At 49.7% G+C, this 21,291-nt stretch carries 21 protein-coding genes, 2 tRNA genes, 2 pseudogenes and 1 other annotated feature; of the genes and pseudogenes, 18 read left to right on the forward strand and 7 right to left on the reverse strand.

The genetic code is table 11. The annotated features are described in order from the left end of the window. Positions 1 to 182 precede the first annotated feature (182 nt). Positions 183 to 1,214: a YaaC family protein gene (locus tag ACTHO6_RS15405; RefSeq protein ID WP_440242675.1), complete on the reverse strand. Its 1,032-nt coding sequence runs from the start codon at positions 1,212 to 1,214 to the stop codon at positions 183 to 185. A gap of 167 nt (positions 1,215 to 1,381) precedes the next feature. On the opposite strand from ACTHO6_RS15405, the gene guaB reads away from it, so the two are divergent. The 9 genes from guaB to ACTHO6_RS15450 all read left to right on the forward strand — a co-directional run bounded on the left by guaB (position 1,382) and on the right by ACTHO6_RS15450 (position 12,630). Beyond that, on the forward strand, positions 1,382 to 2,842 hold the full coding sequence (guaB, locus tag ACTHO6_RS15410; protein WP_440242676.1) for an IMP dehydrogenase: 1,461 nt from the start codon (positions 1,382 to 1,384) through the stop codon (positions 2,840 to 2,842). A 214-nt stretch (positions 2,843 to 3,056) separates the two neighbouring features. Continuing rightward, a complete protein-coding gene (locus ACTHO6_RS15415) occupies positions 3,057 to 4,364 on the forward strand; it encodes a D-alanyl-D-alanine carboxypeptidase family protein (RefSeq protein WP_440242677.1) in 1,308 nt (435 codons plus the stop codon). Positions 4,365 to 4,473: 109 nt separating this feature from the next. After that, positions 4,474 to 5,358 (forward strand): pyridoxal 5'-phosphate synthase lyase subunit PdxS, encoded by an 885-nt coding sequence (pdxS, locus tag ACTHO6_RS15420; RefSeq protein WP_440242678.1) that lies wholly within the window; start codon positions 4,474 to 4,476, stop codon positions 5,356 to 5,358. A gap of 10 nt (positions 5,359 to 5,368) precedes the next feature. Further along, complete coding sequence (gene pdxT, locus ACTHO6_RS15425; protein WP_440242679.1) at positions 5,369 to 5,944, forward strand: pyridoxal 5'-phosphate synthase glutaminase subunit PdxT; 576 nt, start codon at positions 5,369 to 5,371, stop codon at positions 5,942 to 5,944. Between the two features lie 133 nt (positions 5,945 to 6,077). Further along, positions 6,078 to 6,298: a binding site (T-box leader), on the forward strand. Positions 6,299 to 6,349: 51 nt separating this feature from the next. Beyond that, entirely contained in the window at positions 6,350 to 7,630 is a 1,281-nt protein-coding gene (serS, locus tag ACTHO6_RS15430) for a serine--tRNA ligase (RefSeq protein WP_440242680.1), read from the forward strand. Between the two features lie 476 nt (positions 7,631 to 8,106). Then, complete coding sequence (gene aceB / locus ACTHO6_RS15435) at positions 8,107 to 9,714, forward strand: malate synthase A (protein WP_440242681.1); 1,608 nt, start codon at positions 8,107 to 8,109, stop codon at positions 9,712 to 9,714. 34 nt (positions 9,715 to 9,748) lie between these two features. Next, positions 9,749 to 11,038, forward strand: a complete 1,290-nt coding sequence (gene aceA / locus ACTHO6_RS15440; protein ID WP_440242682.1) for an isocitrate lyase — start codon at positions 9,749 to 9,751, stop codon at positions 11,036 to 11,038. A gap of 97 nt (positions 11,039 to 11,135) precedes the next feature. Next, positions 11,136 to 11,212, forward strand: a tRNA-Arg gene (locus ACTHO6_RS15445). Between the two features lie 233 nt (positions 11,213 to 11,445). Beyond that, entirely contained in the window at positions 11,446 to 12,630 is a 1,185-nt protein-coding gene (locus ACTHO6_RS15450; protein ID WP_440242683.1) for a hypothetical protein, read from the forward strand. 51 nt (positions 12,631 to 12,681) lie between these two features. Here the strand turns inward: ACTHO6_RS15450 and ACTHO6_RS15455 are convergent. Next, positions 12,682 to 12,865, reverse strand: a pseudogene (locus tag ACTHO6_RS15455) (ATP-binding protein); the annotation flags it as partial. A gap of 27 nt (positions 12,866 to 12,892) precedes the next feature. Continuing rightward, a pseudogene (locus tag ACTHO6_RS15460) lies at positions 12,893 to 13,123 on the reverse strand (IS3 family transposase); the annotation flags it as partial. 610 nt (positions 13,124 to 13,733) lie between these two features. Between ACTHO6_RS15460 and ACTHO6_RS15465 the strand changes: the two are divergent. After that, the gene (locus ACTHO6_RS15465) at positions 13,734 to 14,489 is read left to right on the forward strand and encodes a stalk domain-containing protein (protein WP_440242684.1); all 756 of its coding nucleotides are present in this window, start codon (positions 13,734 to 13,736) and stop codon (positions 14,487 to 14,489) included. A gap of 319 nt (positions 14,490 to 14,808) precedes the next feature. Here the strand turns inward: ACTHO6_RS15465 and ACTHO6_RS15470 are convergent, their stop codons facing one another. Further along, on the reverse strand, positions 14,809 to 15,171 hold the full coding sequence (locus tag ACTHO6_RS15470) for a helix-turn-helix domain-containing protein (RefSeq protein WP_440242685.1): 363 nt from the start codon (positions 15,169 to 15,171) through the stop codon (positions 14,809 to 14,811). Between the two features lie 167 nt (positions 15,172 to 15,338). On the opposite strand from ACTHO6_RS15470, the gene ACTHO6_RS15475 reads away from it, so the two are divergent. Both ACTHO6_RS15475 and ACTHO6_RS15480 read left to right on the forward strand, forming a co-directional pair. Then, positions 15,339 to 15,557 (forward strand): helix-turn-helix domain-containing protein, encoded by a 219-nt coding sequence (locus ACTHO6_RS15475; protein ID WP_440242686.1) that lies wholly within the window; start codon positions 15,339 to 15,341, stop codon positions 15,555 to 15,557. 28 nt (positions 15,558 to 15,585) lie between these two features. Next, positions 15,586 to 15,795: a hypothetical protein gene (locus ACTHO6_RS15480; protein WP_440242687.1), complete on the forward strand. Its 210-nt coding sequence runs from the start codon at positions 15,586 to 15,588 to the stop codon at positions 15,793 to 15,795. 316 nt (positions 15,796 to 16,111) lie between these two features. Here ACTHO6_RS15480 and ACTHO6_RS15485 read toward each other — a convergent pair whose 3' ends face one another. Then, positions 16,112 to 16,609, reverse strand: a complete 498-nt coding sequence (locus ACTHO6_RS15485) for a ribonuclease H-like YkuK family protein (RefSeq protein ID WP_440242688.1) — start codon at positions 16,607 to 16,609, stop codon at positions 16,112 to 16,114. A 169-nt stretch (positions 16,610 to 16,778) separates the two neighbouring features. Here ACTHO6_RS15485 and tadA point away from each other — a divergent pair, with 169 nt between their 5' ends. After that, on the forward strand, positions 16,779 to 17,258 hold the full coding sequence (tadA, locus tag ACTHO6_RS15490; protein ID WP_440242755.1) for a tRNA adenosine(34) deaminase TadA: 480 nt from the start codon (positions 16,779 to 16,781) through the stop codon (positions 17,256 to 17,258). Positions 17,259 to 17,304: 46 nt separating this feature from the next. Here the strand turns inward: tadA and ACTHO6_RS15495 are convergent, their stop codons facing one another. Continuing rightward, positions 17,305 to 18,027, reverse strand: a complete 723-nt coding sequence (locus ACTHO6_RS15495) for a pseudouridine synthase (protein ID WP_440242689.1) — start codon at positions 18,025 to 18,027, stop codon at positions 17,305 to 17,307. A 160-nt stretch (positions 18,028 to 18,187) separates the two neighbouring features. On the opposite strand from ACTHO6_RS15495, the gene ACTHO6_RS15500 reads away from it, so the two are divergent. The 4 genes from ACTHO6_RS15500 to ACTHO6_RS15515 all read left to right on the forward strand — a co-directional run bounded on the left by ACTHO6_RS15500 (position 18,188) and on the right by ACTHO6_RS15515 (position 20,089). Next, positions 18,188 to 18,276, forward strand: a tRNA-Ser gene (locus ACTHO6_RS15500). A 218-nt stretch (positions 18,277 to 18,494) separates the two neighbouring features. Continuing rightward, positions 18,495 to 18,761 (forward strand): metal-sensitive transcriptional regulator, encoded by a 267-nt coding sequence (locus ACTHO6_RS15505; protein ID WP_440242690.1) that lies wholly within the window; start codon positions 18,495 to 18,497, stop codon positions 18,759 to 18,761. A gap of 22 nt (positions 18,762 to 18,783) precedes the next feature. Continuing rightward, positions 18,784 to 19,176 (forward strand): rhodanese-like domain-containing protein, encoded by a 393-nt coding sequence (locus tag ACTHO6_RS15510; RefSeq protein WP_440242691.1) that lies wholly within the window; start codon positions 18,784 to 18,786, stop codon positions 19,174 to 19,176. Positions 19,177 to 19,450: 274 nt separating this feature from the next. After that, positions 19,451 to 20,089, forward strand: a complete 639-nt coding sequence (locus ACTHO6_RS15515) for an NAD(P)-dependent oxidoreductase (RefSeq protein ID WP_440242692.1) — start codon at positions 19,451 to 19,453, stop codon at positions 20,087 to 20,089. 86 nt (positions 20,090 to 20,175) lie between these two features. Here ACTHO6_RS15515 and ACTHO6_RS15520 read toward each other — a convergent pair whose 3' ends face one another. Next, positions 20,176 to 20,484: a DUF4870 domain-containing protein gene (locus tag ACTHO6_RS15520; RefSeq protein ID WP_440242693.1), complete on the reverse strand. Its 309-nt coding sequence runs from the start codon at positions 20,482 to 20,484 to the stop codon at positions 20,176 to 20,178. 197 nt (positions 20,485 to 20,681) lie between these two features. Between ACTHO6_RS15520 and ACTHO6_RS15525 the strand changes: the two genes are divergently transcribed. Continuing rightward, entirely contained in the window at positions 20,682 to 21,269 is a 588-nt protein-coding gene (locus ACTHO6_RS15525) for a class I SAM-dependent methyltransferase (RefSeq protein ID WP_440242756.1), read from the forward strand. Positions 21,270 to 21,291: the final 22 nt, after the last annotated feature.

Here is a 21,291-nt window from a genome sequence, read left to right on the forward strand (position 1 = left end):
TGATAGGTTCGGTGTGGAAGCGCGGTAACGCGTGGAGCTGACGAATACTAATCGGTCGAGGACTTATCCACACACTTGGCTAACATGCAGATCCAGTTTTGAAGGAACAAGAAAAAGCTGTATTCCCGATTACTTTTCGAGTAATGGAGAATGCAGCTTTTTTGTATACCCAGGAAAACAGCTCAGTAAGCATCGAAGGAGAGACCTAGCGCGAGCGAAGAGTTTTTTTGCTGGATCTGTCTCATAATAACAGCGGGATAGTCAGACATATGGTACTCCAAGAAAAGCTCCACGAGAGAGCGTTCAGCAAGGCCGTGGGATAAGACCAGCTCTCCCCACCACTCCGTTTCATATCTGCAAAGCATGCTCAGCAAATACAAAAGTAAAAAGTGACTGGCCCACTCAGGAAGAGGCAGAGAATCGGATGAGCCATTCCAAAAGAAAAGACGATGCGCATGCCAGCGAAACAAAGGGTGCCGATCCAGGTGCGACAAGGCGGACGAGGGAAGAAGTACCTGCTTGGGACTCCCTTCTCGCCAGTGTACTTGCAAACCGGAGCTCTCCGTTCGGACTCTGTTGATGTATTGAATAAAGGTTTCTGACGAGTACGCCAAAGGCCCGTCCATTTTCTCGGGAAAAGTAATCTGGACCCACGATTCGCTGTCAGAGGGGGCTTGCTCGGTTCTGTAGATTTTGCTCCAGTCTACTTGCAACCAGTGTTGCGGTTTTTCAGACAGAGCGGCGTAAACATCGCTGACTGCCGGGATGGAAGCAAACAAATCATGCATCGCGTAGCGATCCTGCAAAGGGGAAAGATGAAAGCGCTGGGCCAATAAAGCAAAAAAGCCCTCTTTTTGTGGTCGAACCTCATCCTCTAGCAGCAAGTAAGTGTTTCTCTTCAGCTTTCGGGTGGTGACCCCATGCTGAAGCACTCGACTGTTTTGGGGATAGGACGGATCGCGAGTGAGGAGCATGCCTTTGAGCAGATGGGAGCATCCATAAAAGAGCAGCAATGGCTGGATGGACAGATCGGCATTTGCTGCTGTTGTATAAAATTTCCTCGCCTGCTTCCATAAAAAAAGAAAGCGAGAGCTCTGGTGAAAGGCCAGGCGATCAGCATGCTCCAATCCCATGCTGTCGTAGCAGGCTGTCAAATATTTGCGAGCAGTAGGCTCCGTTTCGAAAAAACGGAACATTTTCCATGCAGGATTCATCGTGACCACCTTCCAACAATTTTCGTGTTTTGGTTGTTTTTTCTAATTATTTTTTTGATTTATCTGTCTAATAAACTCCATAACCGAACATTTTACTCATTCCTTGACAGTAAATTATGCCGTTTGTTAAACTGTCTTAAAATATTTGCCGAGAGGGGCTTTCTACTGTGCGGGAAGATAAATTTGTCAAAGAAGGACTAACATTTGATGATGTACTGCTCATTCCAGCAAAATCCGAAGTGTTGCCAAGGGATGTAGACGTTCGCGTAAAACTGAGCGAAACGGTCAGCTTGAACATCCCTCTGATCAGTGCCGGAATGGATACGGTAACGGAATCAGCCATGGCTATCGCGATGGCTCGTCAGGGTGGTATCGGGGTCATTCATAAAAACATGACGATCGAGCAACAGGCGAGTGAAGTAGACCGCGTGAAGCGCTCGGAAAGTGGCGTCATTACCAATCCGTTTTCTTTGACCCAGGATCACACCGTTGCAGAAGCGGATGCTCTGATGGGGAAATACCGCATTTCCGGTGTTCCGATTGTCGACGAAGAAAAGCATCTTATCGGGATTTTGACCAATCGCGATTTGCGTTTTGTGCATGACTACTCGACACCAATCAAGGAAGTAATGACAAAAGAGAATCTGGTTACGGCTCCGGTAGGAACCACCCTGCAGCAAGCGGAAGCGATTCTCCAAAAGCATAAAATCGAAAAGTTGCCGTTGGTCGATGAGCATAATATTTTGCGTGGACTCATTACCATTAAAGACATTGAAAAGGCGATCCAATACCCGCAAGCAGCCAAAGACCCGCAAGGACGCTTGCTGTGTGGGGCGGCAGTAGGGGTTTCCGCAGATACGTTTGAACGTACAGCGGCGCTTGTGCAGGCGGGCGTGGACATGCTTGTAGTCGATACGGCGCATGGGCATTCCAAAGGCGTCATCGAAACAGTAAAAGCGATTCGCAAGGAATACCCCAACCTGACCATCGTGGCAGGAAATGTTGCGACAGGACAAGCTACTCGTGACCTGATCGAAGCAGGAGCATCCATTATAAAAGTCGGGATCGGTCCAGGCTCGATTTGCACGACACGTGTCGTAGCGGGTATCGGAGTTCCGCAAATCACCGCCATTTACGATTGTGCCCGAGTAGCTCGCGAATACAATATTCCAATTATTGCCGATGGCGGCATTAAATACTCCGGTGATTTGCCAAAAGCAATCGGGGCGGGTGCTTCGGCGATTATGATCGGCAGCCTGTTTGCCGGAACAGAGGAAAGCCCAGGCGAATTTGAGATTTTTCAAGGCCGTCGCTTCAAGGTATACCGCGGTATGGGCTCGATTGGTGCGATGAAAGCGGGCAGCAAGGATCGTTACTTCCAGGAGAACGAGCAAAAGCTTGTTCCAGAAGGCATCGAGGGCCGTGTTCCGTACAAAGGGCCTTTGGCTGATGTGACCTACCAGTTGATTGGCGGTTTGCGTGCAGGAATGGGCTACTGTGGAGCCAAAACGATTGAAGATCTGATTCAGAACTCCCAATTTGTCCGCATCACTGGTGCCGGTTTGCGCGAAAGCCATCCGCACGATGTGCAAATTACGAAGGAATCGCCAAACTACTCGATCTCATAGGGTAAAAAGAACTACCCCCCTTTCTCTCCAGAAAGGGGGGTTTAGTTTACCAAATGGGTAGTGGCAAAAAAAATTGATACAAATCATAGTGAACGTGCACGATTCTCATGAGCCTATTTGGACTTCAATGCGATCGTAATGGTATGTTAAACTTACACTTGGTGCGCCATTACCTTTTGAACTAATGACAGAAACTGGAGAGTGAGAAGAAACAATGAAGCGAACTACTTGGACAAAACGACTGACAGGTTTTATCCTTTCTGTCGCTATGTTTGCTACCGGAATGGGAGGAGCAGCGACAAAGGTGGAAGCAGCACCTGCAGCTGATCTGCAACTGGCAGCTAAATCAGCCATTCTGGTAGAGGCATCAACAGGAAAAATATTGTACAGCATGAATCCAGATGCCCCGCTGCCTCCTGCCAGCATGAGCAAGATGATGGCCGAATACCTCGTGTTGGAAGCGATCAAGGAGAAAAAAATCAGTTGGGATGAGAAGGTACCTGTTAGTGAATATGCCTTCTATGTAGCAAGAATCTCCGATACCTCCGGAGTGTACCTGAATCTCGGGGAGTCCTTTACGGTCAGAGAGCTGTACAATGCCATGGCTGTCGTTTCTGCCAACGATGCAACGGTACTGCTTGCTGAAAAGATCGCAGGCAGTGAAGCGAACTTCGTGCAGATGATGAACAAGAAGGCTGCCGAGTTTGGGATGAAAAATACCTCCTTCGTCACATCCAGTGGCTTGCCAGCGAATGAACTGGGGCCGTACTCCATCAAGACCGACCAAGTGGAAAATCTGATGTCCGCCCGTGATTCTGCCATCCTTGCCAGAAATCTGATTCGCGATTTCCCGGAAGCGTTGGAAGTATCGAAGATCCCGCGTTTTACCTTCCGTCCCGGTTCGAAAAATGAATTAAAAATGGCGAATAACAACTGGATGTTGCCTGACCTACCCAATTACTATCCGGGTGTAGATGGATTAAAAACGGGTTATACACAAGCAGCAGGCAATTGCTTTACGGGTACGGCCGTTCGCGATAACATGCGATTGATTTCGGTTGTGATGGGAACAGACAGCAAAACAAAACGCTTTGTGGAAACCAAAAAGCTTTATGACTATGGATTCAGTAATTTCAAACTAACGAAGCAATTGGATAAAAATGTTTCGGTGAAAGGGTTTGAAACCGCACCTGTAACGAACGGAGTAGAACTCAGCGTACCCGCCGTAACAGCCACCGAAGTGAACGTGCTGACCAAAATCGGAGCAGAAACCAAATTCACGCCGACCGTCACGTATCAAGACTTGACCGCCCCAATCAAGCAAGGTCAGGTCATCGGGAAACTTGTCCTGAAAGAAGAAGGCGCCAAAGACACCGACTACTTGCAGCCGGAAGACGCAGCGAAAGCAGGCGCAGATCTGGTCGCCAGCCAGGAAGTCGAAGAAGCCAGCTGGATTCGCTTGTTCTTCCGCAGCATCATTCAATTTTTTGGAAATTTGTTCAGTAGCGGAACAGGAAATTAAATAACGGTTGTTTTCCCCCTCCTCTATCGTTTACAATGACGGTAACAAGGAACCATAACAGAGCATAACAGTTACGGTTCTGACTTCATGATGTAGGGGGAATTTTCACATGGTACAAGTAGGAACGTCCCGCGTAAAAAAAGGTATGGCTGAAATGCAAAAAGGCGGCGTCATCATGGACGTCGTGAACGCCGAGCAGGCAAAAATTGCGGAAGCTGCCGGTGCCGTAGCTGTCATGGCTTTGGAGCGCGTACCTTCTGACATTCGTGCAGCTGGTGGAGTCGCTCGTATGGCTGATCTGAGCATTGTGGAGGAAGTACTGAACGCTGTTTCGATCCCTGTTATGGCAAAAGCTCGTATCGGACACTTTGTCGAAGCGCGCGTGCTGGAAGCGATGGGTGTCGATTACCTGGACGAGAGTGAAGTGTTGACTCCGGCCGATGATCTGTACCATATCAACAAAAAGGAATTTACTGTGCCGTTCGTATGTGGCGCGCGCGATCTGGGGGAAGCGCTTCGCCGTATCGGTGAAGGGGCATCGATGATCCGTACCAAGGGTGAGCCAGGAACCGGAAACATCGTAGAAGCCGTTCGCCATATGCGCACGATGATGGCGCAAATCCGCAAAGTTCAAGCGATGTCCTACGATGAGCTGATGGCAGAAGCGAAAAACCTCGGTGCTCCTTACGAACTGCTGGAACAAGTACACAAAACCGGCAAGCTGCCTGTAGTGAACTTCGCGGCGGGTGGCGTAGCGACTCCGGCGGATGCGGCGCTGATGATGCAGCTCGGTGCGGACGGCGTGTTTGTCGGTTCCGGTATTTTCAAATCGGAAAATCCGGAGAAATTCGCTCGCGCGATCGTAGAAGCGACTACGCACTATACCGACTACGAACTGATTGCTCGCGTATCCAAAGGTCTGGGAAGCGCCATGACCGGAATCGAGATTTCCAAAATTCGCGAAGCGGACCGCATGCAAGAGCGCGGCTGGTAAGGTGAACAGGATGAAAATCGGTGTACTCGCTTTGCAAGGGGCGGTAAGAGAACACCTGCACATGCTGGAAGAGGCAGGGGCGACAGCCGTTCCCGTAAAAAAAGTGGAAGAATTGGACGATCTCGACGGATTGGTTCTCCCTGGCGGAGAAAGCACGACGATCAGCAAGCTGATGGACAAGTACGGATTCATGGAGGCGCTCCGCGCGTTCGGAAATGCAGGGAAGCCGATCTTCGGTACATGCGCGGGCGCGATTCTTTTGGCAAAAGAGATCCAGGGGCAAGATGACTGCCATCTCGGGTTGATGAACATCAAGGTGGAACGCAATGCCTTCGGCCGCCAAAAGGATAGCTTCGAGGTAACGATGCCTGTCGCTGGCGTCGGTGCCGATTACCCGGCAGTCTTTATCCGGGCGCCCTATATCGTAGAAGTCGGAGCAAGCGCAGAGGTGCTGGCCAAGTACGAAGAAAAAATCGTGGTAGCACGAGACGGACACTACCTGGCAGCGGCCTTTCACCCGGAATTGACGGAAGATGCAAGATTGCACAAATACTTCCTCGACATGGTGAAGGAATACCGAAGCTGACAAAAGCAACGCTTGCGAAAAGATCGGCACTCCTCATGCCGGTCTTTTCTTTTTGGGGACAAGATGATGGCGGAGCGGCCTTTACATACGTATAGAACCTGTAGTACAGTTAACAATAGAAGTATGCAAGAATGAGAATGCGATGACGAGAACAAGTACTTCACATCAACCTGGTGTAGAGAGTCGGTGGTAGGTGCAAACCGATCCGGTATGTGAGGGAATCCATCTCGGAGCGGCAAAGGAATGAACTTTGCCCGGTACCGTCCCGTTATGACGGATGGAGTGGATAGATGCGCCAGGTCGGGCATGTATCAACGAGGGTGGCAACGCGGGTACACAACACTCGTCCCTTATGAGGGGACGGGTGTTTTTTGCATTTTATTACGGATTCGGAGGGGTTCGAACATGTTGGACGTAAAAGTATTGCGTCAGGATTTGGAAGAAGTAAAACGCCGTTTGGCGCATCGCAATGAAGATATTTCGGCGCTGGATCAATTTGCAGAGGTGGATGAAAAGCGCCGCCACGTGATTCAGGAAGCAGAGGCGCTAAAAAATAAACGGAACACCGTATCGGAACAAGTAGCGGTGTTGAAGCGCAACAAAGAGAACGCCGACCACCTGATTGCGGAAATGAAGGAAGTAAATGAGCGGATCAAGACATTGGACGAAGAGCTTCGCCAGCTGGATGAGCAGCTGGAATTGATTTTGCTGAGCTTGCCTAACCTGCCGCACGAGAGCACACCCATTGGCACAACGGAAGACGACAACGTTGTGGCGTGGACCTGGGGCGAGCCGCGCCATTTTGGCTTCGAGGCAAAGCCGCATTGGGAGTTGGCGGGCCAGGCAGGGATTCTCGATTTTGAGACGGCCGCAAAGGTAACGGGAAGCCGCTTTGTCTTTTACAAAGGGCTGGGGGCTCGTTTGGAGCGCGCATTGATGAACTTCATGATGGACTTGCATGCCAACGAGCACGGATACGAGGAAGTAATCCCGCCGTATATTGTCAATCGTGCAAGCATGACCGGAACCGGGCAATTGCCGAAGTTCGAGGAAGATGCTTTCAAGCTGGAGGGACCGGACTATTTCCTGATCCCTACCGCGGAGGTGCCTGTCACCAACATGCACCGCGATGAAATCATGGATGGAGCCGATTTGCCGCGTTACTATGCCGCTTTTAGTGCTTGTTTCCGCTCGGAAGCAGGGTCGGCAGGTCGCGATACACGCGGTCTGATCCGCCAGCACCAATTCAACAAAGTGGAACTGGTGAAATTCGTCAAACCGGAAGATTCCTACGAGGAACTGGATAAACTGGTGAAGGACGCAGAGAAGGTGCTCCAACTGCTTGGACTTCCTTACCGCGTCATGAGCATGTGCACAGGGGATCTCGGATTTACGGCCGCGAAAAAATTCGACCTGGAGGTATGGATGCCAAGCTCGAATACGTATCGCGAAATCTCGTCTTGCTCCAACTTCGAAGACTTCCAGGCTCGTCGCGCCAATATTCGTTTCCGCCGCGACACGAAATCGAAGCCGGAATTCGTGCATACATTAAACGGCTCTGGTCTGGCCATCGGCCGTACCGTAGCGGCTATTTTGGAAAACTACCAGGAGGAAGACGGCAGCATCACCATTCCGGAAGTGCTGCGTCCATATATGGGTGGCGTAGCAAAAATCGCGCCGAAATAAGCGCCGGAAAAAAACGCATAAAGACGGCAGCCTTTGATCGAAACCGGGTCAGGGGCTGCTTTCTTTTTGCCCGGGAAAGCCGTGAAAGCAAAGCGTAGCAGGCAGCTTGGAAAGTGTGTTCTAATACAGTTATAATTTTTAGAAAATTGTGTTGCACTGTACCAATCTCTGTTATATAATAAAAACAAATCACAGGAACAATGTTTTAATACAGATAAGGAGGGAATGAAAATGGACTGCTATCGTTGTGAAGGTAACGGGGAACAAAATTGCCCAAGGTGCGGAGGCATTGGTAATGATGACCACGGGGTGTCTTGCCATCATTGCCTGGGAGATGGACATGTGAGCTGCAGTCATTGCAGTGGCAGCGGATATCAGGATTAGACCATTTTTTTTGTACCATCTGTACTATAATAATTCGACAAAATTCTATCTGTACCATAATAACTCAATGCTATCAAGGAAGGTGAACCGTTTTGACTGCGATTCCAACAAACCCGTATCCGCTGGAAATCCAGATCACCGGCGAGATGCGCTCCGGCTTCGAGGATATTCTCACGCCGGAAGCCATTCAGTTCGTCATCAAGCTGGAACAAGCATTTGGCGACAGGAGGCGGCAGTTGCTTGCCGATCGCAAGGAGCGCCAATGGAAAATAGATGCCGGTCAACTGCCCGACTTTTTGCCGGAAACAGCCGACATTCGCAACGGAGATTGGACAGTGGCTCCTCTTCCACCTGATCTGCTGGATCGCAGAGTGGAAATCACCGGGCCTGCTGGCGACCGCAAAATGGTTATCAACGCGCTCAATTCGGGCGCGCGTATCTTCATGGCAGACTTTGAAGATGCGAACTCGCCTACCTGGGAGAATACCATTCAGGGTCAGATCAACATGAAGGACGCCGTTCGCCGCAACATATCGTACACCAGCCCGGAAGGAAAGCACTACACCCTCCATGAGAAGACGGCGGTGTTGATCGTACGGCCGCGTGGCTGGCATCTCGATGAAAAACACATCCTTCTCGATCAAAAGCCGATTTCCGCCAGCCTGTTCGACTTTGGTCTCTACTTTTACCACAATGTCGATGCCTTGCTGGCCAACAAGACAGCCCCGTATTTTTATTTGCCGAAGCTGGAAAGCCATCTGGAAGCGCGCCTCTGGAACGACGTGTTTGTGTTTGCGCAGGAGGAGCTGAATATTCCGCGCGGCACGATTCGGGCGACGGTTCTGATCGAGACGATTCTCGCTGCCTTTGAGATGGATGAGATTTTGTATGAGCTGCGGGAGCATAGCGCAGGACTGAATTGCGGGCGTTGGGATTACATTTTCAGCTACATTAAAAAGCTGCGGAATCAGCCGGACGTCATCACGCCTGACCGGGCGCAAGTGACGATGACCGTTCCGTTTATGAAAGCCTACACCACTTTGGCGGTGAAGACGTGCCATAAGCGCCAGGCGCCTTGCATCGGCGGGATGGCGGCACAAATTCCGGTGAAAAACGACCCGGTCAAAAACGAGGAAGCGCTCGCCAAAGTACGCGCTGACAAGGAGCGGGAAGCCTACGACGGACACGACGGTACGTGGGTAGCCCATCCCGCCCTGGTGCCGGTGGCGATGGAAGTGTTCAACCGTTTGATGAGGGAGCCGAACCAAATCTGGTATAAACGCGAGGACGTGCAGGTATCGGCAAGCGATCTGCTGGCTGTACCAGAGGGCGTCATCACAGAAGAAGGCGTGCGCACCAACATCAGCGTAGGCTTGCAGTACATCGAAGCGTGGCTGCGCGGGTATGGCGCAGTGCCGATCCACAATTTGATGGAGGATGCGGCGACCGCGGAAATTTCCCGGGCTCAGGTGTGGCACTGGATTCGCCATCGACAAGGTGTGCTCCAGGATGGCCGCAAGATCACCGAGGGTCTGGTCAAGCAATGGCTGAGCGAGGAATTGCAGGCATTGAAACAAGCGATTGGCCAGGAACGTTATGAAAACAGCAAATTTCAGGTTGCCGGCGAGCTGTTCCTGAGGCTGGTGACGGAGGACGACTTCGAGGATTTTCTGACTGTACCGGGCTATCGCTATCTATAAAACCATCATATAAAAACGAGTGGGGGAAAAGAAAATGAGCAAACAAACAAAGCAGGAAGCGATTCAACAGATTGAGCAAAGCTGGAACAGCGAGCGTTTCAAGGGGATTACCCGGACGTATTCGGCTGAGGACGTGTACCGCCTGCGCGGGTCTGTCCAAATCGAGCATACGTTGGCTCGACTGGGGGCGGAGCGGCTGTGGAATCTGCTGCATACCGAGCATCATATCAAAGCGTTGGGGGCTTTGACCGGGAATCAGGCGATCCAGCAGGTAAAAGCAGGGCTGAAGGCGATTTACTTGAGCGGCTGGCAAGTGGCGGCGGATGCAAACCTCTCCGGTCAAATGTATCCCGATCAAAGCCTCTACCCGGCAAACAGCGTCCCCCACGTCGTAAAAAGAATCAATCAGGCCTTGCAACGAGCCGACCAGATCGACCAATCCGAGGGCGGCACCGATACGTACTGGTTTGCTCCGATTGTCGCTGACGCGGAAGCGGGCTTTGGCGGGCCTCTGAACGTATTTGAATTGATGAAAAGCATGATCGAAGCGGGAGCCGCCGGTGTGCATTTTGAAGACCAGCTCGCTTCCGAGAAAAAATGCGGCCACATGGGCGGGAAAGTGCTGATCCCGACGCAGGCTGCTGTCCGCAACCTGATCTCAGCCCGCTTGGCTGCTGATGTCATGGGCGTTCCGACGATCATCGTAGCGCGTACAGACGCAAACGGCGCCTTCCTGATTACGAGCGATGTCGATCCGCAAGACCAGCCGTTCCTCACTGGCGAGCGGACTCCTGAAGGCTTTTTCCGCCTGCGCGGCGGCCTGGACGCGGCTATTGCCCGCGGACTCGCTTACGCTCCATACGCAGACCTGATCTGGTGCGAAACGTCCGAGCCAAACCTGGAGGAAGCACGTCGCTTTGCGGAAGCCATCCATGCCCAATATCCCGGCAAGCTGCTGGCGTACAACTGCTCCCCGTCCTTCAACTGGAAGAAGAAGCTCGACGAGCAAACGATCGCTCGCTTCCAGGAGGAATTGGGAGAGATGGGCTACAAGTTCCAGTTCGTCACACTTGCAGGCTTCCACGCCCTGAACTACGGCATGTTCGAGCTGGCACGCGGCTACCGCGATCGCGGAATGGCGGCTTACTCCGAATTGCAGCAGGCCGAATTCGCGAGCGAGGTTTACGGCTATACAGCAACTCGCCATCAGCGCGAGGTGGGTACCGGCTATTTCGATGAGGTAGCGCAAGTGATCGCTGGCGGAAATTCTTCGACCACAGCTTTGACCGGGTCGACAGAAGAAGAGCAGTTCGCGCACAACTAAATAGCGGTACACAACGGCGGACTAGGGGGATGAGCCTCCTAGTCCTTCATTTGCCAAATGACGTGATTCTTTTTATAATGGGAAGAGAAAAATTGATGTCCCCGTAGCTCAGCAGGATAGAGCAACGGTTTCCTAAACTGTAGGTCGGAGGTTCGAATCCTCTCGGGGACGCCATACAAAAAAGCCTTGAGTCACCAAGGCTTTTTCTTTTTTTATGGGTACCTTGATGACCAACCGTTTCCCTTTTCAAGTGAGGGGGACTGTGGTTTCAATCGGCATGAAACTGCTGGTCTAATTGCCTGGCTTATAAATAACTGTGTGATCTCCTGGATGGATATTACCCACATAATCACCCAAATACTCGCGGGGGAGATCAAATAGATAATCATATCGTTTGGAGGCAAAAAATGATTCGAGTAGTAAATGTACGGGGATTTGAAAACAACAATATTGTTCCGTCCATGATAGGTCTAGAAGATCGTATAGTTTTCCTGGTGTACAAAAACATTCAACACGAAGATATGTACTTCGATAAGCTTGTGAAATACCATGTACATTTCAATGAATTTGAAGAGTGGTTTTTTCCGAAGCCGGTTGGCATTACAAGTAATCACGTAAGCGATCATCATTTTATGTACTATGCCTCAACAGAATGGGACAATCATGAAGTACGGGTAGAATTTTATAACTTCGATTGTGATACCTTTACGAACAGATTTATTTGTTCAATCAATCTCGCGGATAAAAATGGATCGCATCTTGGAAATTCAACGATAGCCCATATGGAATTATATGGTATGGATGAGCGCTATTGCATTGTCGCGTTGCCAAAGATGAGTGATGATGCTAACACCTCATCTTTTTTTCAAGTATTCCTATTGGATAGTGTCGAAAAGAGGCTGTATCCGATACCGGATATGGTGGGGGATCATGAGTTGTTTTCCCGATTCGATCAGCTGTATATACAAGAATGTAACGGCGATGCCTATCTTTTTTTGAAAACGGGAAGATTCACTGTATCAGAAAAAAGAAGAGCTTATCAAGTGCGTAAGAACCAAAATCATTGTGACAGGAGTTTAGAAGCAAAGGAGAGCATCATTTGCCTGGAAATAAAGCAGTTTATTACTAGGGTAAAAAAATCGGTGCCAATTGGAGTCGACTCGATCCTGGATTCATGTATGAACGAAAGTGCTTTCTCTTTGATGATTTCCCATGGTCCTATTTTTTATTGCAGATACAATTTCGACCTTCATAACACGGAAATGATTGAGATTGATTCTGGACAAATCTGCAAGAAAACTACCATAGAAGGGGTAGAAAATAGAGTAAAACAATCAGATGGGAACTACTTTCTGATTAAGGAACAGGGGGAGAAACAGAGGCTCATCGATTTGGAGAACGAAAACACCATTTTTATTACTTCGCCTGACGAAAGAATATTGGAGGGAAATTCCCAGTGTGTTATTACCAAAAAATTTAGAACTAATGAAATTTTATATTACAGTTTATTAGATGACTCTTCAATAAAGCTAGGAACTGGCTTTGCGGATTTTGATCCATGTAAAAATGAACTCATCATCTTCCATGAATAGATTGGCTGTCAACGCCGACTTAATTTTGACCCACCCGTCGATTTTTGTTGGTTAGGTAGAAGAGGGGGAGCCGTAGGCTCCAGTCCTCATTTTTTTCACTGAGTCGGTAACTGTTCCCTCTAATATTGACGATGTGGGAATGGTGTAAGAGCCGATCCAGAATAGTTGTAGCAAGTATCGGATCGCCCATCAGTTCCCCCCATTCACCGATACTCTTGTGGATTGTCAACAGTAAATCAGACAACTTTTTAAGGTCTGTATGGCGATACTGAACAAGCGTCATATAGCCTAATGTTCCAGGAATACGATGCTTGTTAAAACCGTTCACGTAATCGTATAATTCCAACTCCAGGTGACGAAGACTTTGGAAGTTCATCTGGTTCACAAACTCTGTTTTCATGACCTTGTAGGTGTCAGCCACAGCGTTGTCGTACGGACAGCTTTTCATACTTAGGGATTGGCCGATTTCAAACGTCTCCAAAAGCGCATCCATCTTTTGATTCTTGAACTCGCTGCCACAGTCGGTATGAAACCATTCAATCTGGCGTAAATCGCCTTGTACCGTCGCAAAAGCGCGGGAAATCCGTGCAGTGTCCTTGTTTGGACCCGCACAAGGAGCCTGTTGTTTGAGCCTGCTTGATCTAGCGGTCTAAAGCGGAGGCTGTGAGGTCATATTCCGCCACAATCGCCGCTCTGCATTTCCTATTTTCTTCTAATTTTTTCTTTTTAAACAATTCGTTATAGACGACAAAAGGGAGGGGAAAGTTGTGAGCTTAACGAAAAATTCGAAGAATGTGGAAATGATTAATTACAGTAGGTGGTGTAGTCAGATGAAGAGGGAAAAATATGAAGTGCCAGTGTCAAAGAATGTGAGAAAAGTGAGGAATGATGTACCTGATTGAATGGAGGTGATTGTTTGGCAAGCTCTTTTATTCGGATTTAAAGGTGTTCCTTTTAAGGGCGCGATTTGTTTCTGGTAAAAGGCTTATAATTGGCACATGGATCACATGGATCTAATGAAGGTTGCAATGCTATTTTCGTTTCGCAACTAATCTCCAAATACTTCGTCTATTATCATGCTGAAATTAGAAAGGATATTTATCATGAAAAAATGGAATTACATATTAGCAGGTGTTCTTGGCTTTACTCTTATTTTTGGAGGAACATCAGTTTTTGCTAAAAGTTTAATGGAGAAAATCTCAGCACGGTTTGCGAACATAAAATTAATTGTTAACGGACAGACGATTAGCACGAAAGCTGAACCGTTTATTTATAACGGAAACGTATATGCTCCTGTAGCAACTGTAGCCAATATGCTCGGGATCAAGCAGGAGTGGGATAACAAGACTCCTGCGGTTCGTTTTACAGACCCCAATGCAACATTGACTAGCACTACTTCAGCGTCAACGGACACCCCGCTTGGACAAGGCTTACATCTTATCTGGAATCCTGGGAATACAGTAGTGCTTGAAGATCGAATGCACGGCATTAAACTTCCTATTCCTGCTCCAGCAGAATTAGAGGGAAAAAGTTCGGGGGTGCTTTCGCTCACTCCCGCACTCGCTGAACTGGACTACTTCAGCAATGATGGCAAGTATGAAATTTATGTATTCCATTATGGAAACGGAAGTGAGGTTTTCTTACAACTCCTTCAATATGAAACAGGGAAACTTACATCGCTGGGAGAGATCAAAGTAGGTGATGCTCCCAATCGCGTGTTTGGCTTATACAGTGGGGGACAAAATACCATATATGTGCAGACTTTTGATACAGACGGGGAGTTAAACAGCACGACCCTGTACAACTGGGATTATGAGAATAAGAAGATCAAAAAAGGTACAGGAATAACAGCAGAATAAGTCATTTAGCAATATCAATTCGTGTAAGGTAATTGGTATGAACTTAGAATTTTGCTAGTCACAGTTATAGCTCTATAAAGTATCAAGAGTTTATTGGCGCTGATCCATTGAAGCGGTCCTTCCACGCAAAAACCCCTGTCGTCCAGGGGTTTTCGTCTGTACGCCCGGCATGGGCGTCATTTCTAGGGGGAGTCTCGAACAGGGGGTGGCGAACATCTACCGTGAGCCAAGCGCAAACGGTGCCGATCGCACGGACAGGCACGCAAGCGATTCGTCCGCTCCTGCATGCTTAGGCTTGAAGAGAACGCTTCCCGGTTCTCTAGCTGTCTTCCTGCGGCTCGTTATGCCTGGATTTCCATTTGACAAATTCGATATGCCGCTTGATTTCCGTCAGTTCTTCTTCCGTTAACCCGTCAATGTCCAAAAAGGGAGTGGGTGTTTCCCGCACAGATGCTTGCCGCCAAAATGGCGTCGGGTTATCTGTTCTTCCATGAAGGTAATCGGTCGATACGTCAAACAGGTCGGCGACTTTGGATATCAACTGAGAATCCACGCCTTTCTTTTCGCCCGATTCAATTCGCGACAAAACCGTGTTGTGAATGCCGAGCTTTTCAGCTAATTGGATTTGTGACCACTGCCTTTGCTCGCGTAGCCATTTTATCCTTTGACCGACTATGGACATCGTGAAACCACCTTTTTCGTTTTGGCACTATCATTCTAACAATTTTCCATAACGGAAAAAACAAGATTGCTAAAACGACAAAGAATGTGTTGACTTTGCTGAAATTGAAACGATATCATGTAACTATAAATATTTGCCATTTCTGCAAAGGAAGAGGGAAGCTGAATATGGAACGTCTGAACCTCTCATTCATCGCAAAACGAAGAAGTGAGTGCAAGCTCACGCTGCAGGAAATGGCGGAGTCACTCGGTTTTCGTAATGCTTCCACATACCTGAAATACGAGAAGGGAGAATACGACTTTAAGGCGAACCATCTGCCGATTTTGGCAAAGAAGCTGAAGTGCGGGCTGCATGAGCTTTTTATGAGTTTGTTTTTGTTGTTTTAGCAAAGGGAGGATATCAGATAAGGGGTGGATGGAATTGGAGGCGTGGGAGGCGAACAGGAGACAGCTGGAGCTATGGAAAAAAACATTATCCTACGAAATCGAGATGATGGCGCCATACAGCGAATCGGCATGCGCAGGATTTTTGGATCGTCTCATGCGGTTTGAAACCGAGCTGGAGCAACAAGCGCTGTTCCCGTCAGAACGGGCGCTCGTTGGCTCCAATGCCCGGCATTTTTAGGGAAGCAGCGTCCTTTTTCCGGGTATCAGGCAGGCAAAGCCAAGCTTCTCAATTGAACGAAGGACACTATGCCCATACGCAAAGGCCCGGTGCGGCAGATTGCCGATACCGGGCTATTTGACGATCTTCACGCCGTTTCGCAAGTGGTAAACGGCGGACGGGATGATTTTGGCTGATGATGCGACCGGGCAGAAGGAATTCCGCCTGCTTGTCCAGAAATACGTCATCCGATCAGCGAAGAACCCAAACAAAGCGGGCGGATGCGTCCAAAGCAATCCGCCTGCACGCTTTGTTCAAGGAAGAAGCATGCTCTTCATCACTTGGTGAATTTGTCGGCAATCGTCGATGCACAAAAGGAGTTCGGTTTGATTTCCGCCCGGAAGTGGTTGGTCTCTGCTAGACTCAAAAGCGATTGGATAAACTTACGGGTAGGGCCATTCCTGCCGATGTCAAAGTGCAAACGTATGGGGGTATCGAGCTGATGATCGCGCAAATATTGGCGCACCTCTGTAGCCAGACCTACCGCATACAGGGCCTCTTGAAAAATACGTTGCTGCAAGGATGAATAGCGCCGTTCCTGAAACTTGTGGTAAAAGAAGGTCCCGCCGTGTCCGGGGTGAATCACCGTGATGACCAAGGCGAAAAAGGTCCCGCGACTTTTTAGCTGGGAATCGGCTCCCACAATAATTTCAAACGGTCCCTTCATCGAGGAGATAGTTTGTTCAATGTGGGAAAACACGTCTTCTTTGGCCAGCTGACCTATCGTCGGACTGTGAAAACGATCAAACAACGTGTTTGCAGAGGTTAAGCCCACTCGCATCCCTCCAGTATAGAGGCAATCTGTAAAAGGCAAACATTTTCCGTACATCATTAATGTATGTAATCTCACAGAGAGTATGTGAACAGGTATGGACAAAAACTTCGCGAAACAGCATTTTAACCAGCATGCTGAATACGTCAACAAAGGAGTTTTCCCCATCGTGATGGAAGCAAGCAAACACGAAGCATACATGAGAGCGGCTATGGAAGAAGCGCAAAAAGCGGCTGCGATCGGTGAAGTGCCGATTGGCGCTGTCATCGTCCGCGACGGGGAAATTGTCGGACGCGGCTACAATTTGCGGGAAACGCAAAAAGATCCTACGCTGCACGCGGAAATGATTGCGATTCGCGAGGCCAGTGAACGGCTGGGCGGCTGGCGGCTGATCGGCTGCACGCTGTATGTCACACTGGAGCCGTGCCCGATGTGCGCCGGGGCGATCGTGCAAAGCCGCATCGAGCAGGTGGTGTACGGCGCACGCGATCCCAAGGCGGGGTGTGCCGGGACATTGATGAATCTGCTGGCCGAGCCGCGCTTCAATCATCAGGTTCCCGTCCTGGACGGCGTATTGGCAGAGGAATGCGCCCAGATGCTCAAGGACTTTTTCCGCGGTTTGCGCAAAAAAAGACAGTCGGAGAAGGGCTGATCCGACTGTCGTGGGCGCCGTCCGTGCATGCCGGGCAGCGGGCACATCATTCCTTGTTTATGTTTTGCAGCAGGTGCAGCTCTTCCTCGGTCAGCTCGCGGTATTCGCCGGGAGCGAGTGCCGGGTCGAGGTGGAGCGGGCCCATGCGGATGCGCTGGAGGTAGGTGACATGCAGACCGAAGGCGGCAAACATCCGTTTTACCTGGTGGAACTTGCCTTCCATAATCGTCACGCGAACCTCCGAGGTTTCTCCCGAAGACAAAACCTCCAGCTTCGCAGGCAGCGTGGTGAAATCCTCCAGCTCCACCCCTTTGGCGAACTCTTGTACATGCCGCTCTGTGACCGGGCCGTCGATGCGGGCAAAATATTCCTTGTCCACTTTCTTTTTCGGGGACAGCAGGCTGTGCGAAAGCTGACCGTCGTTGGTCAAAAGCAAAAGCCCCTCTGTGTCGATGTCCAGTCGGCCTACCGGGTGTACCTTGACCGCCCATTCGTAAGGAAGCAGGTCGACTACCGTTTGATGCACATTGTCTTCGGTGGCCGATACAACCCCAGGGGGTTTGTTTAACAGGACGTAAACCCAGCGCTTGAAGTTGAGCGGCTCCCCGTCTACGGTGATATCCTGCTCTTCGGCAATGACGTGCATGCCCGGATCGGTCGCGACCACGCCGTCCACGACGACCAGTCCTTGCTTGACCAGCGCCTTCACTTCCTTGCGCGTGCCGAACGCCATATTCGCCAGCACCTTGTCCAAACGTTCTCGTTTCATGTATGTTCCTCGCTTTTCTTCTGATCCAAAATCCCCTTAGCGGGTGTTGTTATTAGTTTGGCCTAATGCGGCGAGCAAATCAAGGGGAAGTACAGAAGTTGACTCTTGCACTTTTGACCTGGATTTGCTATAGTAAATAATGTTTCTGACAAACCAATATGGAGAGATACCCAAGTGGTCATAAGGGGACGCACTCGAAATGCGTTAGGCGTCGTGAGGCGTGCGTGGGTTCGAATCCCACTCTCTCCGCTTACAAAGTGGCTCAACGGAAAAATCCGTTGGGTCATTTTTGGTTTCTTCATCTCCTGCAAAAATAAGCCCCGCAACAACTAGTTTCGCACCCGAAAAAGCCCCCTGCCATAATCCAAAATGAATCCCTGTTGACAAAGAAAACCTCTGCACATACCACGATACATCTAGGGGTATATGTATAAATCCGATAACGTAAGAGCAGGAGGGGACTTCCCATGGATTACCACTACGGTAACGATATCAAAAGACGTTTGCGCAAAATTGAAGGACAAATCCGCGGCGTGTTGAAAATGATGGACGAGCAGAAAAGCTGCAAGGAAGTCGTCGCCCAGTTGTCTGCTGTGCGCAACGCGTCTGACAAGGCCATTGCGCAGATCGTCGCAGAGAATTTGCAGCACTGCCTGCTGGAGGAGCAGGCGAACGGCGGCGACACGAGCAAGATGGTAAAAGAAGCGGTAGAGCTTTTGGTAAAAAGTCGCTAAATCACTTAGGAAGGATGTTCTCATGGACCTCACGACGATTTTGCTTATCATCGCCTATGCGTTGACCACCTGGTATTTGATCTCCCGCTTCATGCCCGTCAAAGGGCTGGAAAATTTGCGGGCAGAGCAATTCAAGGAGCGGATGAACCAGAAAAGCAGAGTGATGCTGATTGATGTGCGCGAGCCGCATGAATTCAAAAACGGGCACATTCCTACGGCCGTTAACATCCCTCTCTCCCAACTGAACAAGAGAGTGAAGGAGATTTCGCCCAAAAACGACATTTTGCTCTATTGCCGGACCGGGCTGCGTAGCAAGCAAGCAGCCAAAATCTTGAAAAAACACGGCGTTGCGCACATGGCACACCTCCAGGGTGGAATAATTACCTGGCAAGGACCGACCAAACAAAAGCGATGATGAGAAACAAGGCATCTGCTGCATCCGGGCAACACTGAAGCTGCCAACAGCGTACGGTTGTATCCCAGGCGAGGCAGATGCCTTTCATGTGGAAAGGAAAAAACGGAATTGACATTCGGACTCGTTGTAACTAAAATGATTACAACAAGGCAAGCAAGTCACGCCATCATTTTTTTGTGTTAGATGTAACTTGTTTTGTTACAACAAAAGTGGTCTATCGTATCCTAGTCACACTCTTGGCTACTCATTCTATAACCGTGGAGGGAACCAAACGATGAAAATTGCCATTGTAGGCGCAAGCGGTAAAGCAGGTAAACGGATTATGAAGGAAGCACTGGATCGCGGGCATCAAGTAACGGCCATCGTCCGCGACGCGTCCAAAATCGACGAGCCGAATGTGGCTGTACGGGAGAAGGATGTTTTTGCGTTGACAGCCGCAGACGTGGAGGGCTTTGACGCGGTTGTGAACGCGTTCAACGCTCCGGCTGGCCAAGAACACCTGCATGTCGAGGCGGGCAACGTTTTGATCGAAGCGATGAAAGGCGCTCCTGCGACACGGTTGCTCGTGGTTGGCGGAGCAGGAAGCTTGTTTGTCGACGAAGCGAAAACGACGCGATTGCTAGAAACACCCGATTTTCCAGAGGCGTATCTCGCGACAGCGCAAAATCAGGGAGAGAACCTTCGCATCTTGCAAGCCACCGAAGGGATTCAATGGACCTTTATCAGTCCGTCCGCCTTTTTCGATCCGGATGGCGAGAGAACAGGCACCTACCGACTGGGAAAAGATCACCTGCTGGTAAACAGCAGCGGACAAAGCTATGTGAGCTACGCGGACTATGCCATTGCGGTTCTCGATGAAATCGAAGATCCGAAACACCTGAACCAACGTTTTACCGTTGGCTCCCGTTCCTAAAACAAAAGAAGGTTATATGGCAAAAAGACCAGCGATCCCGAACGGGCGTTGGCCTTTTTTTTTTTGCATGGGAAACACGGACTGGCTTACCCCACGAGCGAACCGATGATCGGGTACCGGAACGGTCGGCCTTGCAGGGAGTAAATGATCCCTTTGATCGGGTAGTAAATCGCCATCAAGCCAAATACGATCAAAAACGGAATTCCGATCAGCACCCAGGACAAAAACCAGGAAATGCTGATAAGAATGCTCATGAACAGATGGAAGAGCAAAGCCTGGAGAGCTATCCCTTTTGCATCGCGTTCTTGCACCAGCAGCCAGACGACGATGGGCACCAAAAAAGGTGCAAAAAATGTGCTGGCGTGCGTAATTGCTTTTACCCCTCGATAATCCATGGAATAGTCCTCCTCGTCTTGTGTGACGAATGATCTTGTTGAACCCATTGTAACCCACAAAGCTGCCTGATGGTAACCATCAAAAGCGTGATCGGTAAATCCGACTCCAGACGGAGGTATTTTGACTTCCAAACGTTTACTGTTATAGTAGGGAGAAAAGGATGAGAGGGAAGGAAACGACGAAGGGAGCGTCTTACATGATGATCGATTGTCATCATCCGGGTAGCATCAAGGACCGGCTGATGTTTTTCTATACCTTTTTGCAGTCACCTGGGCAAGTAGGCAGCATTACACCTAGCTCCCGCGCATTGGCAAAGCAGATGATGAAGCCGATTGACTGGAGCCAGGCCCATACGATTGTCGAGTTGGGCGCGGGCACAGGGATTTTTACTACCTGGATCGAGCAGATGAAGCGGCCGGAGGCTACTCTGGTTTCTTTTGAAAAAGAGAGCAGCATGCGCGAAAGGCTAAAACAGCAATTTCCTCACGTGTTGTTTCACGAGGATGCGGTCGATTTGACCCGTGTTCTGGACGAAGCCGGTTTGGGCCAGGCTGACTGTATCGTGTCAGGGTTGCCCTTTGCCAACTTTCCGCAGGAGCTGCGCGATCAAATCATGGCCGAAGTGTATTCTGCCCTGAAGCCAGGCGGGGTATTTGTCACCTTCCAGTATTCGCTCCAGATGAAAAAGCAGCTGTCCGCTGTCTTTGAAGACATGACTGTGAAGCTGGTTCCGCTCAATCTGCCGCCGGCATTTGTCTACATGTGCCGAAAAGGGCACGGGTAGCTGGCCGGATAGGAGGGGGAAG

Source organism: Brevibacillus sp. SAFN-007a, assembly GCF_051967035.1.
In the GTDB taxonomy this organism is placed as follows: domain Bacteria; phylum Bacillota; class Bacilli; order Brevibacillales; family Brevibacillaceae; genus Brevibacillus.

What these genes read in the sequence shown, in the direction of transcription:
- ACTHO6_RS15405 (WP_440242675.1), bottom strand. Translation starts at nt 1,214, where the DNA reads ATGAATCCTGCATGGAAAATGTTCCGTTTTTTCGAAACGGAGCCTACT.
- ACTHO6_RS15415 (WP_440242677.1), top strand. Translation starts at nt 3,057, where the DNA reads ATGAAGCGAACTACTTGGACAAAACGACTGACAGGTTTTATCCTTTCT.
- pdxS (WP_440242678.1), top strand. Translation starts at nt 4,474, where the DNA reads ATGGTACAAGTAGGAACGTCCCGCGTAAAAAAAGGTATGGCTGAAATG.
- pdxT (WP_440242679.1), top strand. Translation starts at nt 5,369, where the DNA reads ATGAAAATCGGTGTACTCGCTTTGCAAGGGGCGGTAAGAGAACACCTG.
- serS (WP_440242680.1), top strand. Translation starts at nt 6,350, where the DNA reads ATGTTGGACGTAAAAGTATTGCGTCAGGATTTGGAAGAAGTAAAACGC.
- aceA (WP_440242682.1), top strand. Translation starts at nt 9,749, where the DNA reads ATGAGCAAACAAACAAAGCAGGAAGCGATTCAACAGATTGAGCAAAGC.
- ACTHO6_RS15450 (WP_440242683.1), top strand. Translation starts at nt 11,446, where the DNA reads ATGATTCGAGTAGTAAATGTACGGGGATTTGAAAACAACAATATTGTT.
- ACTHO6_RS15465 (WP_440242684.1), top strand. Translation starts at nt 13,734, where the DNA reads ATGAAAAAATGGAATTACATATTAGCAGGTGTTCTTGGCTTTACTCTT.
- ACTHO6_RS15470 (WP_440242685.1), bottom strand. Translation starts at nt 15,171, where the DNA reads ATGTCCATAGTCGGTCAAAGGATAAAATGGCTACGCGAGCAAAGGCAG.
- ACTHO6_RS15475 (WP_440242686.1), top strand. Translation starts at nt 15,339, where the DNA reads ATGGAACGTCTGAACCTCTCATTCATCGCAAAACGAAGAAGTGAGTGC.
- ACTHO6_RS15480 (WP_440242687.1), top strand. Translation starts at nt 15,586, where the DNA reads ATGGAATTGGAGGCGTGGGAGGCGAACAGGAGACAGCTGGAGCTATGG.
- tadA (WP_440242755.1), top strand. Translation starts at nt 16,779, where the DNA reads ATGGAAGCAAGCAAACACGAAGCATACATGAGAGCGGCTATGGAAGAA.
- ACTHO6_RS15495 (WP_440242689.1), bottom strand. Translation starts at nt 18,027, where the DNA reads ATGAAACGAGAACGTTTGGACAAGGTGCTGGCGAATATGGCGTTCGGC.
- ACTHO6_RS15505 (WP_440242690.1), top strand. Translation starts at nt 18,495, where the DNA reads ATGGATTACCACTACGGTAACGATATCAAAAGACGTTTGCGCAAAATT.
- ACTHO6_RS15510 (WP_440242691.1), top strand. Translation starts at nt 18,784, where the DNA reads ATGGACCTCACGACGATTTTGCTTATCATCGCCTATGCGTTGACCACC.
- ACTHO6_RS15515 (WP_440242692.1), top strand. Translation starts at nt 19,451, where the DNA reads ATGAAAATTGCCATTGTAGGCGCAAGCGGTAAAGCAGGTAAACGGATT.
- ACTHO6_RS15520 (WP_440242693.1), bottom strand. Translation starts at nt 20,484, where the DNA reads ATGGATTATCGAGGGGTAAAAGCAATTACGCACGCCAGCACATTTTTT.
- ACTHO6_RS15525 (WP_440242756.1), top strand. Translation starts at nt 20,682, where the DNA reads ATGATGATCGATTGTCATCATCCGGGTAGCATCAAGGACCGGCTGATG.